Raw genomic sequence first — 14201 nt, forward strand, 5'->3', positions numbered from 1 at the left:
CCACAACGCGAGAAGGGCGCCAAATGCAACGAACACTATTGGCAGGCAAGATCCACCGGGCCACGGTCACCCAGGCCGACCTGCACTACGTCGGGTCCATCACCATCGATGCCGACCTGATGGCGTCCGCCGACATCGTCGAAGGCGAGCAGGTGCACGTCGTGGACATCACCTCCGGAGCCCGACTGGTCACCTACGCCATCACCGGCGCCGCGGGCAGCGGGGTGATCGGCATCAACGGCGCTGCAGCCCATCTGGTCTCACCAGGCAACCTGGTGATCATCATGTCCTTCCTGCAGGTGGACGAATCGGAGCGGGCACTCCACGAGGCACGGGTGGTACACGTCGACTCCGCGAACCGCATCGTGGCACTGGGATCGGACCCGTCGCAGCCCGTCCCCGGTGCCGTCGACCAGATGGCAGGTGCGTGATGTCCACCAACGGTCACCAACGGATCCTGGATCTGGTCGGGGTGGGCTTCGGGCCCTCCAACCTCGCGCTGGCCATCGCCATCGCCGAACACAACGCCGACCCGAACACCGTCAGGCCGATACAGGCTGAGTTCGTAGAGGCCAAGGAGGAGTTCGGCTGGCATACCGGCATGCTGATACCGGGCGCCACCATGCAGATCTCGTTCCTGAAAGATCTGGTGACACAACGTAACCCGAAGAGTGACTTCACGTTCCTGAACTACCTCACCGAACGCGGCAGGCTCACCGACTTCATCAACTACAAGACCTTCTTCCCCACTCGGCTCGAGTTCCACGACTATCTGTCCTGGGCCGCCGAACGGGTGGCTGCGGTGGTGCACTACGGGTCGCGGGTCACCGGCGTCAGGGAGGTGGACGGCTGCTTCGAGGTGGAGGTCAGCGGCAACGGTGCCCGCCGCCTGCGCGCCCGCAATGTGGTGATCGCCGGCGGCCTGAACCCTGCGCTTCCCGCCGGGGTCACCGCGTCGGCGCGTCAGATCCACAACCACGGTTTCCTGCACCACCTGGAGCAACTGCCGGGCCACACCCACAACCGGTACGTCGTGGTGGGCGCCGGCCAGAGTGCCGCCGAAGTGGCCGCCTACCTGCACGACCAGTCGCCGGTGAACGAGATCCACGGCGTGTTCGCCAAGTACGGGTACAGCCCTGCCGACGACAGTCCGTTCGCCAACCGGGTGTTCGATCCCGACGCCGTCGACGACTTCTACACCGCCGACCCCGGCGTGCGGCGCCGGCTGATCGACTACCACCGCAGCACCAACTACTCAGCGGTGGATCTGCCGCTGATCGAGGATCTGTACGCCCGCGAGTACGCCGAACGAGTGGCCGGGCAGCGACGGCTGTTCCTGCGCGGCGCCTCGAGTATCACCAAGACCGACGAGGACGACGACGGCGTACGGGTGCACATCCTGCACCACCCCACCGGTGCGGTGGACGTGCTGGACTGCGACGCCGTCATCTATGCCACCGGCTTCCTGCCTGCCTCCCTGCAGGGAATCCTCGGCGACTTGCACCACAGACTGGTGCTGGTGGACGGACAGCCCGCGGTGACACGGGACTATCAACTGGCCACCGAGCCCCCCACCGCGGGCAACCTCTACATCCAGGGCAACACCGAACACACCCACGGGCTCACGTCGTCACTGCTGTCCAACATCGCCATTCGCAGCGGCGAGATCCTGGACTCGATCCGGGATTCGGTGCCCGCCCCGGTCGCTGTCGGCGCGGCCGCACGCGGCGCCTGAATCGACAGGTCTACAGCTCGGTCGGACCGGGTGCCTGTCGCCGGCGGCGGGGCGCCCGGTCCAGCCATCGCGCGATCTTCGGTTCCAGCGCCGCGAGGATCAGCAGCACGATCGGCCAGAGGACGCCGATCACCTCGGTGGTGACGTACGCGCCGCTGTCTCGGTAGCCCTCGTCGTCGTATTGGGGGTAGTAGGGCTCGATGATGCCGAACTGGATGACCGGCGCGATGGCAATACACAACGCCAGGCCGACGGTCGCCCCGAAGGCACCGCGCAACAGATACGCGCGAGGAGAGCGCACCACGGGCGCCGCACGGTGATGGGCCAGCAGGATGATCAGCAACAGCACTCCCACCACGCAGGCCAGGACATCCCAGTCACCGTCGCCGAAGATGAAAGCGATGGCACCGGCCACGGTTGCGAGCGCCAGGGCCCCCGGATCGACGCGTTGCTCGTAATCGCCGGGAGCAGACCGCGGGTCCGGCGAGGGTTGAGGCCCCATGGCGCCTGAGTATGGTCCACGGCATGCCCGCCGGGCCGGTGACGCGCCGGTGTCGGGGTTTGCCAGACCGTAGCCCGCCACCACCCCTCGGACGGCTTGTCGGGATAGATTCAACGGCGCCGGTAATTGCCGTCGGTGTTTTACACTTCGGTGGCCGCACGCTGATATCAACCGACATCGCCGTCGACTCTGAATCGGTGACAGAACCAGTTGAGTTGGGGGCTTGGGTTTCATGAGGCTTTCCGGAGCGGCAGCAGCTGTCGTGGTCGCGGTGGTGCTCAACAGCGTTGTCGGTGCTCCCGCCGCGTCGGCGGAGCCGGTGAACATGGCGCCCAAGACTTACGGGAAGATGTCGCGCGACGGTTGGCAGCTGAACATTCAGCTGGACCGCGAAGTGGTGAACTCGGTGCCCAATCTCGCCAATGCAGCCGACTCCCGTGAGGGCTTCGTGACCGTCTCCGGGACTGCCACCGCCACCGGCGGTGCCGGGCAGATCACCGACAGCCTGTTCATCGTGGGTTATCAACTGGGATGCCAGCGGGATGTGTCGACCGGTTTGCAGTACGGCGGCACCGCGGGCATCGCCCCGGAGGCGTCGGTAGGTCTGCCGTTCAGCAACGGCGCCAACCTCGGCATCGCCGGCGGCGGAGCCGGATTCGTGCAGACCGTGGTGCAACCAGGCGTGATCGTCGACCTGCCGCTGTCCAACATGGCACTCAGCGAGGGCGGCCAGGCCATGATCGACATCGACAACATCCACGTCAAAGCGGACGCCTGCGGCGGCGATGTGACCATTCGGTCCTACGGTTATCTGCGTGTGTCGACATCCGCGGCGCACACCCAGTTCGCCATCTACGGCGACCCGATCAAGATCTGAGGCCACCATGACGTCTCGGTACCTTCCCGCGGTCGCTGTCGCTGCCGGCCTGATGGCGGTTGCGGCGCCCACAGCCGCCGCCGAACCGCCCGATCTCCCTGGGGCGCCCGACTACGTTCCGGGCGCGCCCACCCCGGAGCCCGGCAGCTTCTCCTACCCGTACAACATCATCGTGACCGGGCCGCCGGCCACCACCGATGCCCGCGGGGTCCGGATCACCACCAATGCCGCGGCGGGCCAACAACTGAGCGGCCTGCCCGGCAGTCAACTGGGCAACACCGGCCAGGCTGCAGGCAGCCTCACCAACTCCAGCGCGTCCTACGGCATCTCTGTGGGTAACTCGCATCCCGAGCCACCCAGCCCCGGGATCAACATCAGCGCCGGGCCGCAGACCAGCGTTACGCTCGAAAGCGCCGACGGGCAATCTCCACAATCGGTACTCGGCATCGAATCTGCCTTGCCGACAACCGATCCCACGGTTCCGGTGATGAACATGGAGGACCCGCACGGCCAGCACCCGGCGCCCGCAACCAACTAGCAGAGTCAGTAGCGCGTGCTGCTCTGCAGCAGCGGCGGATACACCGTGGACGACTCGCCGTCGACGGTGGTGCCCGCGAACTGCAGCATCGCACGCACCACACCGTTCTGCGGGGCAGGGTCGATGGGCTCGGGCGCCGAGGCGGCATCCAGGGCCGCCAACTGGCCGTCGCTGAGAGTGATCTCGAGGCCCTTGAGGTTGTCCTCGAGGTGATGCAGGCGCCGCGCCCCGATGATGGGCACCACGGTGCCCGGCCTGGACCGCAGCCAGGCCAGGGCCACTGCCGCCGGGCTGGCGCCCACTTCGGCGGCCACCGCCACCACGGTGTCGATCACGCCGAACTGGTGGTCGGTGGGCCGTCCCACGTAGTCCACCCGCGCAGAATCGGCGACCTCGCCGGTGCGCCGGTACTTGCCCGACAGGAAGCCGTTCTTCAACGGACTCCACGGCACCAGCGCCATTCCCTGGTCACGTGCCAGCGGCGCCATTTCGTGCTCGATGGTGCGGGCCAACAACGAGTACTCGATCTGCACGGCGATCAGCGGGCTCCAACCGCGCAGCGTCGCCATCGTCTGCGCCTGCGATGTCACCCAGGCCGGGGTGTTGGAGAAGCCGATGTAGCGGATCTTGCCCACCCGGACCAGGTCATCGAGTGTGCGCAGGGTTTCCTCGACAGGGGTGTTGCGGTCCCAGTTGTGCAGCCAGTACAGATCCAGGTAGTCCGTCTTGAGTCGTCGCAACGTTTGCTCGAGTTGGGCGACGATGGACCGCCGGCCCGCTCCGCCACCGTTGGGGTCACCCGGGTACATGTTGGTGAAGAATTTTGAGGCGAGAACAACACGATCACGGCATCCGGGACGGTTCGCGAAGTAGTCGCCGAGGATGGCCTCGGAATGCCCGTTGGTGTAGAAGTTCGCGGTGTCGACGAAGTTGCCGCCACGCTCGAGGTAGGCCGTGAGTATCTGCCCGGACTCTTCCTCGGTGGTTCCGGCACCACCGGCATCGGTACCGAAGGTCATGGCGCCCAACGCAAACGGGCTGACGCGAAGACCGGATCGGCCGAGGGTGACGTAGTGGTCGAGGGACATCGGTTGCTCCTGGAAGTGGTGGTGTGTGATACCTCTTCATTCCATCCGGCAAGCCACGCCCGCGGTAGCTCATTTCCCCCACGTTTTTGCACAATCCTGCTCAATCTGACGGGATCGGGTGGATTTCACGGTCTGATGCTGGTTCCCTGGGGACATGACGACACGGGAGAACCTGCTGAACACCATCCGCGGTCGCATCGCAGCGCACGCGCGCCCCGACCTGCACACCTCGATCGACGGGTTGCTGCTCTCGGCGGTCACCGAACCCGAAGCCGTGCCGGAGTATTCGCTGACCGAACCGATTCTGGTGGTGATGGCCCAGGGCGGCAAGCGATTGTCGATCGGCAACCGGACCTATGAGTATCGCGCGGGAGACTGCCTGGTGGTGACGGCCGATCTGCCTGTGACCGGGCATTACCTGGACGTGGCGCCAGGGCGGCCTGCGCTGTCGCTGGGGCTGACACTGCGGCCCTCGGCGGTCGCCGACTTGGTACTGCGAATGCCGAGTCGGCGCTCGATCCGCACCGAGACGCAACCCTCGGCCATCGCCACCGGCCCAGCCGACCACGACCTACTCGACGCTGTCTGCAGATTGACGCGCCTGTTGGACCGACCGGCCGACGCGCCGGTGTTGGCTCCGCTGATAGAACAGGAAATCCTCTGGCGGGCCCTGACCGGGCCGCTTGGGGACATGGTGCGCCAGATCGGGCTGGCAGACAGCGATCTCACCCATATCGGCCGAGTGGTCACCTGGATCAGGGACCACTATGCCGAGCCGATCGCGGTCGAACAGCTGGCCCGCCTTGCCGGTATGAGTTCCTCGACGCTGCACCGCCGGTTCCGCACGGTGACGGCCTTGAGTCCGGTGCAGTTCCAAAAACAGATTCGGTTGCAGCACGCCCGGTCGCTGTTGTTGAGTCGCCCCGGAGATGTGGCCGCGGTAGGTCACGCGGTGGGTTACGACAGCGCCTCTCAGTTCACTCGCGAGTACCGGCGGATGTACGGAGCGCCACCCGGACGCGACAGCAGACAACTGCGCGCAGAGGTTTAGGTCCAATCCATGGGCACGCCATGCTGCCCGATGACCGCGCGGTCGGCCACGGCGGTGGCGGTGGCCTGCCCCAAAATCACGGTGCCATGAATGGACACCTGGTCATTGACGGCGAAAGGCACCGCGGTGGCAAAGGACTGGCCACCCGCCCCGGTGACCGCGGTGGTCTGCGGCGTCACTCGGTAGGTCTGGACAAAGCCGTTGTCGCTGCGCGCGGTGATGGTGTCCGCGGTGACGGCCACAATGGTGCCCTGCTGGCTGACCGACTGCGGTTGCGCCACGGTGTAAGCGCTGGGCGCCGGATCGGCGCGCACAGTCTCCGGCGTTGACTGCGCCACCATCACGGCGGCACCGAAGCCGGCGAACGCCACGGCCATGGACGCCGGAAACCACATGACCCCGGCGGAGCGCTTCACAGCTGCTGCCGCGCCAGAACGTGGCTGGTGGTGCGGAGATGCTTCACGGTGTCGACCCGACATCTGGAATATCGCCTCCTCACACGCTCGATGTTGGATGTCAGAGCTTTACCCTTCGTCCAAAGTGCATAAACAGGGCCAGCTATTCCCGGTACCGGGTTTCAGCTGCGCTGGTACTCGGGTACCAACCATGGGTAACAGGTCGTCGGGGCGACCGAGGACCACGTGAGGGGAGACACACGTGAGTGACCGAACCCCAGACCCGGCAAATGCAGACACTCCGGTGGGAATTCCAGGTTTGGTGCTGATCGCGGTAGGCGTAGCGGCATTCGCGGTGTGCATCGTCGCGTTCACCCAGGCGTGGGTCGGTACCGGCACCTGGGCGGGCATCGTCGCACTGCTGTCCAGCGCCGCGGGCCTGGCGTGGCTGGCCGAGGAGGGGCGACGACAACACGGGCAACGACCGATGAGGCCCGGTGGCGGTACGGGGTCAAAGTCGGCCTGACCGCTGGTGAAGCCGTGACCCGGCAGCACCCCCGGCAACTCGTTATGCTTGCCCATTCCGGCAGCCACGCCGGGCCGCCGGGCCGAGGATGTCGAGGATCGTCATGTCTGCTGAAGCCCCACGGGTTCCCAGCCATATCCGGCTGACATCGCACAGCGGTGGACCGGAGGCGCCCCCCGTGCGCTGGGGTGCCGCCACTCCCGTCGAGCGCGGCCCTGTCATCGGCACCACCGGCTCACGAGCTCACCGGAACGTCATCGGCACCCATTCCGGCTCCTATAGCGTCTACCGGGCGTTGGCAGTGGCTTCGGGTGCCCTGTCCCGCGAGCACCGCGCCGATCTCACCAATACCGCCCCTACCGATGTCGTAGGTCCCTATCCGAAGTGGGGCGACCCCACCGCGATCGTCAGCCTCGATCCCTGGGGCGCAGCCGTGGCCGACGTCTTCGCCCCGCAGATCGCCGCCGGCATGGACATCCGGCCCACCATCGCCGTCACCAAAGCGCACGTGCACCTTCCCGAGATCGCCGAAGCCGTCGTCAAGGGCCGACTGCACCCGGACGGCAAGATCCTGTTACCCAGCGGAGCCGCCCTGGTGACCAAAGCCGCGGTGGAGCCGGTGTGGTACCTACCCGGCGTGGCTGCCCGGTTCGGCTGCACCGAAGCCGACTTGCGTCGAGTGCTGTTCGAGGAGACCGGCGGGATGTACCCCGAACTGGTCACTCGCGGTGATCTCGAGGTGTTCCTGCCGCCGATCGGTGGCCAGACCGTCTACATCTTCGGCGATCCCCGCGCGTTGTCGGACCCGTCGGTGGAGCTGACCGCCCGCGTGCACGACGAGTGCAACGGCTCCGACGTCTTCGGTTCCGATATCTGCACCTGCCGTCCCTATCTGACCCATGCCATCGAGGAATGCATCGCGGGAACACAGCGCGGCGGTGTGGGTCTGGTGGCGTACTCCCGCAAGGAGGGTCGCGCCCTGGGCGAGGTGACCAAGTTCCTGGTCTACAACGCGCGTAAGCGCCAGATCGGCGGCGACACCGCCGATCAGTACTTCGCGCGAACGGAATGTGTTGCCGGAGTGCAGGACATGCGTTTCCAGGAGCTGATGCCCGACGTGCTGCACTGGCTGGGTATCACCCGGATCCACCGGCTGGTGTCGATGAGCAACATGAAGTACGACGCCATCACCGGTTCGGGCATCGAGGTGGGCGAGCGGGTGAACATTCCCGACGAGCTGATCCCCGCCGACGCCCGTGTCGAAATCGACGCCAAGATGGCCGCGGGCTACTTCACCCCCGGCGAGGTCCCCGACGCCGAAGCGCTGCGCAACACTGTCGGCCGGGGCCTGAGCGGGTGACGGTGTCGGTCGCCGAGTTGCGCACCACGGCAGCCATCCGTATCCGCGCCGAATCACTGCTGGCGCGTGCACGTTCCGGCAGTTCACCATGGTTCAGGATCGACGACACCGCGCTGCAGGTCGCCGCCGCGCACGTCGCCGAGTTGACGGCACAACGCTTTCCGGATCTGCAGATTCCGTTTCACAGCCGCTGGCGGCATTTCGAGGCGGGCGGAGTGGACCGCAAAGCCGATCTCGACCGTCAGCTGCGTGGCCGCAGCGATACCGAACGCGCACGCACCTACGTCGATCTGGCCGTGGTCAGTGTGTTGCTCGACGCCGGTTCGGGACCGGGCTGGAGCTATCACGAGACCAGCAGCGGGCAGTCGTTCACGCGTTCCGAGGGACTGGGCGTCGCGAGCTTCCACGCCTTCTGCGCCGGGCTGTTCTCCTCCGACCCCGACAATCCGCTCCAGGCGGATGCGGCGGGGCTGACGTCACTGGATACCGGGCAACTGGCGCGGGCGTTCCAGGTCTCCCCCGACAATCCGCTGGTCGGCCTCGACGGCCGTGCCGCACTGCTGCGCCGGCTCGGTGCCGCCGTCGACGAACGCCCGGGCACGCTGTTCGACGTCCTCACCGCCGACGGGGCCACCGTCGCCACCCACGACATCCTCACTGCCCTGCTGAACTCACTGTCGGGAATCTGGCTGGCCGACAACCTGATCGACGGAGTGCCGGTGGGAGACTGCTGGCCGCACCCGGCGGTGGCCGGAGGGTGGATGCCGTTTCACAAGTTGTCCCAGTGGCTGACGTACTCGCTGCTGGAGCCGCTGAGCTGGGCGGGCGCCGAGGTGACGGGCTTGGACGCGCTGACCGGGCTGCCCGAGTACCGCAACGGCGGGCTGCTCCTCGACACCGGTGTCCTGGTGTTGCGCGACCCCGCGTGGAGCGCCCGGAGTTGGTCGGTGTCCGATGAGCTGGTGGTCGAGTGGCGTGCGCTGACAGTGGCTCTGATCGACGAACTGGCGCCGTTGGTCCGCCGGCACCTCGGTGTCGGTGAGGCGGCAATGCCGTTGGCCTGCATTCTGGAGGGCGGCACCTGGTCGGCGGGACGCCGGCTGGCACGCGAGCTGCGTGACGGGTTGCCGCCCTTGTCCATCACCAGCGACGGGACTGTCTTCTGATGAGCGACGTATGTCTGATCGAACATCCACTGGTGCAACACAAGCTGACCCTGTTACGGCAGAAACAAGTGTCCACCAACAATTTCCGTCGACTGGTGAACGAGCTGTCGGCTCTACTCACCTACGAGGTGCTGCGTGACATCCCGCTGCACGACATCGAGATCGAAACTCCACTGGAGACCATGACCGGCCGGGTGATCGACGGAAAGAAGCTGGTGTTTGTCTCGATCCTGCGGGCCGGCACCGGCATCCTGGACGGCATGTTGTCCGTGGTGCCGGGCGCTCGCGTCGGCCACATCGGTCTCTACCGGGACCCCAAGACCCGGATCGCCGTCGAGTACTACTTCAAGATGCCCCACGATCTGGCCGAGCGCGACATCGTGGTGGTCGATCCGCTGCTCGCCACCGGACATTCAGCGGTGGCGGCGGTGGACCGGCTCAAGGAGTACCGGCCCAAGTCCATCAAGTTCGTCTGCCTGCTGACCTGCCCGGAAGGCCTGGCGACGTTGCACGGCGCCCACCCTGATGTCCCGGTGTACACCGCGGCCATCGACCGTGAACTCGACGACCAGGGCTACATCGTGCCGGGCCTCGGTGACGCCGGTGACCGGATGTTCGGTACCAAGTAGCAGTTGATCGTCGATACGCGATGGGGCCAGCCCCGGGGTGAGCAGGGCGGGTACAGTCAGGTCGATGCGCAGTGCACTGCTCGTTTTGTTCGGCGTGATCATCGCGCTGTTCGGTTTGCTGTTCACCTTGCAGGGGCTCGGTTTTGTGCAGGGCAGCCCCATGAGCAACACCACCACCTGGTCGATCCTGGGTCCACTGACGGTGCTGGTGGGGCTCGGGCTGGTCTACCTGGGACGCCGGCTGCGCCGGTAGAAGTGCGCAGCAGCGCAGGGAACGCGAGTCATCACCGCGACGTCCGGTTCATCAGAGGCTGCACCTGGACCGCGATGTCGGTGACGAAGTCGACGACATCGACGTCAGGGCCCGGCTGGAAAACAATGGTGTCCGCACCGGCCTGCACCCACCGCCCCGCCGCGGCAGCCACCTCGTCGGGCGTGCCGTAGGCGGCCAGGTCCGCGTCGACATCAAAGCCCCAAACCTGAAGCTCCTGCAATGCACGGCTTTTCGCATCTGCTCCGAGCGCGCACTGCACATAGGCGACCACCGAATGTGACGCCGGTTCAGGCCGAAGCGCCAGACCCGCCCTGACGTGCGGCATCGCGGCGGCCAACCCGTCCGGGGATGTACCGCCGGTGATGACGGTACCCGAGGCCAACTCGCCGCTGAGAGCCAGCGTCTTGGGTCCACCTGCGGCACAGAGCAATTCGACGCCCGCCTGCGGAGGCCAGTCCAGCTTCACTCCATCGAGCTTGACGTACCTGCCCTCGACGGTGACCTCCTGGCCGTCGAGCAAGAGCCGTAGCGCGCTGAGATGTTCACGCAGCAGCGTCATCGGTGAGGCGACCTTCTCACCGATCTGCGCCATCCAGTCCTGCACGCCATGTCCGAGCCCGACACGCACGCGCCCCGGAAAGGAACGGCACAGCGTGGCGATCTCCATGGCGGTCAGGGCGACGTTGCGCAGCGGCACCGGCAGCACCCCCACTCCGACGGTCAGGCGTTGCGAGTTGGCCAGAGCGATAGCTGCCGACGACACGCCACCCGACAGGAAACAGTCCTCCCACAGCCACAATTCGTCCAGGCCCGCGGCGTCGGCGGCCCGGGCCGCGGCCGCCAGCGTCTCGGGAGCGAACTGCGGGCGAAAGACGCACCCCACCCGTGTCGTGGTCACAGAGTGCCGAAGAATTCGATCCAGTTGCCGTCCGGGTCGGCGATGAACAGAAAGCCCATACCCGGCACGGGTTCGAACTCGGTGAGTGGTTCCACGACCTCGTATGGCGATTGGGCGGCTCGCTCGGCCAGCGCGGTCAGGTTCTTCACCGCGAACGAGAAGTACTTGATCCCGGCCTGCGCCTTGCCGCCGCCTGGTGTTGCGGGCAGCGCGGGCGCAGGGGTGTACGTGACAAGCTTGACGACGTTGCCGCCCAGGGCGTAGCGCCGCTGCGATCCGCCGGGGAAGTCCAGTTCGGACTGGAACTCCAGACCCAGGAAGTTCTCGTAGAACTCGATCATCGGGGCCAGGTCGGTGGTCACCACGGCCACCTCGAGTGTGGGGCTGAGCAGATCCAGTTGTGCGGTCACGGGCTTCATGGTGCCACGCCATCACACCAGCCTGAGCTCCTTCGCCTGGCTCCTCCGTCGCCAGCCTCGGACTAAGGCCAGGTCTGGTCGATCATCCCCGCCACGTCGATCACCTTCGCCTGAATGGACTCCGGCGCATCGATCTGAGCCGATACGTGCGCGGCGATGAACCGTCGGATCTCGGCGTCCACCCCGCCGATCAGCCGCACGATCTCACCGCGGATGGACTTCGACTCCACATGGACGCTGATATCGGTGGGCCGCGGTTTGGCCACGTCGAGAATCAACACCAGCGGCTCGGCGGCGCGGGCGGCGGCGCGCAGAGCGATCTCACCGTCGACGGTGAACCGTTGTTTGTCCAGCCGGAGATCGACCAACAGATCGATCACCAACGGGATGCGGATCGTGAAGGTGATGGTGTCACCGAGCTGACGAGTCGCTCTCGGCTCCTGGATCCGCACCTTGGCGGTGACGCGCGCCAAGCGGCCCGGCCCCTGCGCCATGGGACCCATGGTCAGTTCGTCGCCCGCGATCTCGGCGAACGCCGCGGCCACCCGCTCCTCGGTTACCGCGAGCTCAAAAAAGGAACGCCCCCACTGCTCATAGGTGACGTAGTCATGGGAGTCCATAGTGCTCCTACGTTCTCACAGCGCGTCGGCCAGACTGTCCAGGTGAGCATTCGCGAGTCCCCCGCTCCACCGTTCGGCACGCTGGTGCACAGGTGGCGCAGACGCAGGCGGCTCAGCGGAGCCGGACCTGGCGACCCGCGCCGACGCCCCCTCGAGTGTGACGAAACCGGCAGGTCAGCGCCGCGACGCTGCGCGGCGGCACGCAGGGGCACCACCGGCGCGGCGACGGCGGAGGCCTTGTGATGACGGTGCACCACACCATGCCGCTGCGGGTCCGGTTCGTCGAATGCGACATGCAGGGCCGGGTGTTCAATGCCCACTACCTGACGTGGGTGGACATGGCTCACACCGACGCGCTCAGCGAAGTCGTCGGCGACTACCAGGCCCTGTTGGATTCCGGCGTCGACGTCGTGGTGGCCGCCGCCCAGCTGCAGTTCCGACGCCCGGCCTCTTACGACGACCGGTTGACGGTGACAGTGACATTCCGGCCGCCCGGAAACACCTCACTGCAAACCGAATTCACCATCCTGCGGGGCGACGACGTGATCGCCGAGTGTCTGATGACCCACGTGTGCGTCGATTCCACGAACTACGAGAAGCAGCCGTGGCCTGCGTCGATCCGAGCCAAACTCAGCTCAGCGACCGCGTCGCACTGACGTTGTACTCGGCGACGGCCGCGGCGAGGATGGCAGCCCCCTGATCGTCGCCAGGGCCGCCGCCGCGGAACTCCTCGACGGCCTGCGTTGTCTCCCAGCGCTCGAAGATGTTGATCCTGCCGGGATCCACCAGATCCGCGCTGATCGAGAAATCGAGGCACCCCGGGGTGGCCCGGGCCTGCTGCACCACCGCACTGCAACCCTGCAGATACTCCTTCCGTTGGTGCGCAGCGACTGTCAGATGTCCGGCGACGATCACCATGGGTTCTCCTCTCGGTCTGCTGATTGAGACCCGGTGCCGAGCCAGAAATCATCGGTCGTCCAACGATCCGCCGACGCGAGGCGACCTTCAATTACCTGCCACATGGCCGTTCTGCCCCTAGGGTTTGTCCATGGGCCACGACCACCACCACGGACCGCAACGCGACCTCCCGCCAGGGATGGCAGAGCAACTCGACCTGGCGTATGCCGGGTTGGCGTCGTTCGGCCACCGGCCGTTCCTGACCGAGGTGGAGCAGCTCGATTCGTGGCAGCCCGACGTAGCGATCGTCGGTGCGCCCTTCGACATCGCGACCACCAACCGGCCTGGCGCCCGCTTCGGCCCGCGCGCCATCCGAGCCACCGCATATGAGCCCGGGACCTATCACATGGACCTCGGCCTGGAGATCTTCGACTGGCTCGAGGTCGTGGATTTCGGTGACGCGTACTGCCCGCACGGCCAAACCGAGGTGTCGCACGCCAACATTCGTGAGCGGGTTCACGCTGTGGCATCGCGCGGCATCGTGCCGGTGGTCCTGGGCGGTGACCATTCGATCACCTGGCCGTCGGCCACGGCGGTGGCCGACGTGCACGGCTACGGCAACGTCGGCATCGTGCATTTCGACGCGCACGCCGACACCGCCGACATCATCGAAGGCAACCTGGCCAGCCATGGCACGCCGATGCGTCGACTCATCGAATCCGGGGCGGTGCCGGGCACCCATTTCGTCCAGGTCGGGCTACGCGGCTACTGGCCGCCGCAGGACACCTTCGAATGGATGCTCGAGCAGGGCATGACATGGCACACCATGCAGGAGATCTGGGACCGCGGCTTCAAAGAGGTGATGAACACCGCGGTCAGTGAGGCGCTGGCGAAGGCGGACAAGCTGTACCTCTCCGTGGACATCGACGTGCTCGATCCGGCCCACGCCCCGGGCACCGGCACCCCTGAACCCGGCGGCATCACCAGTGCCGACCTGCTGCGCATGGTGCGCCAGCTCTGCTACGAGCACGACGTGGCCGGGGTCGACGTGGTCGAAGTGGCACCCGCCTACGACCACGCGGAGCTGACGGTGAATGCCGCGCACCGCGTGGTGTTCGAGGCGTTGTCCGGCATGGCGGCCCGACGCCGCGACGCCGCAGGCGGCAAGCCCGGACATCCCTCGCCGCTGGCGCGATGAACCGGGCCCGTGTGTCAGTTTGGGTGAG

The 14201-nt window shown here is 66.5% G+C and carries 19 protein-coding genes; 12 read left to right on the plus strand and 7 right to left on the minus strand.

Features of this window, described 5'->3' with window-relative positions:
- Positions 1-23: 23 nt before the first annotated feature.
- Positions 24-431 (plus strand): aspartate 1-decarboxylase, encoded by a 408-nt coding sequence (panD, locus tag BVC93_RS27635; protein WP_083740195.1) that lies wholly within the window; start codon positions 24-26, stop codon positions 429-431.
- The gene (locus tag BVC93_RS27640) at positions 431-1735 is read left to right on the plus strand and encodes a lysine N(6)-hydroxylase/L-ornithine N(5)-oxygenase family protein (RefSeq protein WP_083740196.1); all 1305 of its coding nucleotides are present in this window, start codon (positions 431-433) and stop codon (positions 1733-1735) included. The genes panD and BVC93_RS27640 overlap by 1 nt, the downstream gene beginning before the upstream one ends.
- 10 nt (positions 1736-1745) lie before the next feature.
- On the opposite strand, the gene BVC93_RS27645 is transcribed toward BVC93_RS27640, so the two are convergent.
- Positions 1746-2237, minus strand: coding sequence for a hypothetical protein (locus tag BVC93_RS27645; RefSeq protein ID WP_083741408.1), 492 nt, complete (start codon positions 2235-2237; stop codon positions 1746-1748).
- A 232-nt stretch (positions 2238-2469) separates the two neighbouring features.
- Here BVC93_RS27645 and BVC93_RS27650 point away from each other — a divergent pair, with 232 nt between their 5' ends.
- The gene (locus BVC93_RS27650) at positions 2470-3114 is read left to right on the plus strand and encodes an MspA family porin (RefSeq protein ID WP_083740197.1); all 645 of its coding nucleotides are present in this window, start codon (positions 2470-2472) and stop codon (positions 3112-3114) included.
- 7 nt (positions 3115-3121) lie between these two features.
- Positions 3122-3652 (plus strand): hypothetical protein, encoded by a 531-nt coding sequence (locus tag BVC93_RS27655; protein ID WP_083740198.1) that lies wholly within the window; start codon positions 3122-3124, stop codon positions 3650-3652.
- A gap of 5 nt (positions 3653-3657) precedes the next feature.
- Here the strand turns inward: BVC93_RS27655 and BVC93_RS27660 are convergent, their stop codons facing one another.
- Positions 3658-4740 (minus strand): aldo/keto reductase, encoded by a 1083-nt coding sequence (locus BVC93_RS27660; RefSeq protein ID WP_083740199.1) that lies wholly within the window; start codon positions 4738-4740, stop codon positions 3658-3660.
- A gap of 154 nt (positions 4741-4894) precedes the next feature.
- On the opposite strand from BVC93_RS27660, the gene BVC93_RS27665 reads away from it, so the two are divergent.
- Positions 4895-5791 carry an AraC family transcriptional regulator gene (locus BVC93_RS27665; RefSeq protein ID WP_083740200.1) on the plus strand — a complete coding sequence of 299 codons (897 nt, stop codon included), beginning with the start codon at positions 4895-4897 and terminating at the stop codon, positions 5789-5791.
- Here the strand turns inward: BVC93_RS27665 and BVC93_RS27670 are convergent.
- Positions 5788-6207 carry a hypothetical protein gene (locus BVC93_RS27670; protein ID WP_083740201.1) on the minus strand — a complete coding sequence of 140 codons (420 nt, stop codon included), beginning with the start codon at positions 6205-6207 and terminating at the stop codon, positions 5788-5790. The genes BVC93_RS27665 and BVC93_RS27670 overlap by 4 nt on opposite strands.
- Positions 6208-6448: 241 nt before the next feature.
- On the opposite strand from BVC93_RS27670, the gene BVC93_RS27675 reads away from it, so the two are divergent.
- From BVC93_RS27675 to BVC93_RS27695, 5 genes are all read left to right on the plus strand, one after another.
- Positions 6449-6712: a LapA family protein gene (locus tag BVC93_RS27675; protein WP_157517108.1), complete on the plus strand. Its 264-nt coding sequence runs from the start codon at positions 6449-6451 to the stop codon at positions 6710-6712.
- A 103-nt stretch (positions 6713-6815) separates the two neighbouring features.
- Complete coding sequence (locus tag BVC93_RS27680) at positions 6816-8072, plus strand: GTP cyclohydrolase II (RefSeq protein ID WP_083740203.1); 1257 nt, start codon at positions 6816-6818, stop codon at positions 8070-8072.
- Positions 8069-9238 carry a URC4/urg3 family protein gene (locus BVC93_RS27685; RefSeq protein WP_442928985.1) on the plus strand — a complete coding sequence of 390 codons (1170 nt, stop codon included), beginning with the start codon at positions 8069-8071 and terminating at the stop codon, positions 9236-9238. Before BVC93_RS27680 ends, BVC93_RS27685 begins: the two co-directional genes overlap by 4 nt.
- Positions 9238-9867 carry a uracil phosphoribosyltransferase gene (gene upp, locus BVC93_RS27690; protein WP_083740204.1) on the plus strand — a complete coding sequence of 210 codons (630 nt, stop codon included), beginning with the start codon at positions 9238-9240 and terminating at the stop codon, positions 9865-9867. Before BVC93_RS27685 ends, upp begins: the two co-directional genes overlap by 1 nt.
- Before the next feature lie 64 nt (positions 9868-9931).
- Positions 9932-10120 (plus strand): hypothetical protein, encoded by a 189-nt coding sequence (locus BVC93_RS27695; protein ID WP_083741410.1) that lies wholly within the window; start codon positions 9932-9934, stop codon positions 10118-10120.
- Positions 10121-10151: 31 nt separating this feature from the next.
- Here the strand turns inward: BVC93_RS27695 and BVC93_RS27700 are convergent, their stop codons facing one another.
- The 3 genes from BVC93_RS27700 to BVC93_RS27710 all read right to left on the minus strand — a co-directional run bounded on the left by BVC93_RS27700 (position 10152) and on the right by BVC93_RS27710 (position 12078).
- Entirely contained in the window at positions 10152-11039 is an 888-nt protein-coding gene (locus BVC93_RS27700; protein ID WP_083740205.1) for an LLM class flavin-dependent oxidoreductase, read from the minus strand.
- Positions 11036-11449: a VOC family protein gene (locus BVC93_RS27705; RefSeq protein WP_157517109.1), complete on the minus strand. Its 414-nt coding sequence runs from the start codon at positions 11447-11449 to the stop codon at positions 11036-11038. Before BVC93_RS27705 ends, BVC93_RS27700 begins: the two co-directional genes overlap by 4 nt.
- Before the next feature lie 71 nt (positions 11450-11520).
- Positions 11521-12078 carry a hypothetical protein gene (locus BVC93_RS27710; protein WP_083740207.1) on the minus strand — a complete coding sequence of 186 codons (558 nt, stop codon included), beginning with the start codon at positions 12076-12078 and terminating at the stop codon, positions 11521-11523.
- 242 nt (positions 12079-12320) lie between these two features.
- Between BVC93_RS27710 and BVC93_RS27715 the strand changes: the two genes are divergently transcribed.
- Positions 12321-12734: an acyl-CoA thioesterase gene (locus BVC93_RS27715; protein WP_083740208.1), complete on the plus strand. Its 414-nt coding sequence runs from the start codon at positions 12321-12323 to the stop codon at positions 12732-12734.
- On the opposite strand, the gene BVC93_RS27720 is transcribed toward BVC93_RS27715, so the two are convergent.
- The gene (locus BVC93_RS27720; protein ID WP_083740209.1) at positions 12709-12996 is read right to left on the minus strand and encodes a putative quinol monooxygenase; all 288 of its coding nucleotides are present in this window, start codon (positions 12994-12996) and stop codon (positions 12709-12711) included. The two genes, BVC93_RS27715 and BVC93_RS27720, sit on opposite strands and share 26 nt — an antisense overlap.
- 130 nt (positions 12997-13126) lie before the next feature.
- Here BVC93_RS27720 and speB point away from each other — a divergent pair, with 130 nt between their 5' ends.
- Positions 13127-14173: an agmatinase gene (gene speB, locus BVC93_RS27725; protein ID WP_083740210.1), complete on the plus strand. Its 1047-nt coding sequence runs from the start codon at positions 13127-13129 to the stop codon at positions 14171-14173.
- Positions 14174-14201 lie beyond the last annotated feature (28 nt).

This window comes from Mycobacterium sp. MS1601, from assembly GCF_001984215.1.
Lineage (GTDB): Bacteria > Actinomycetota > Actinomycetes > Mycobacteriales > Mycobacteriaceae > Mycobacterium.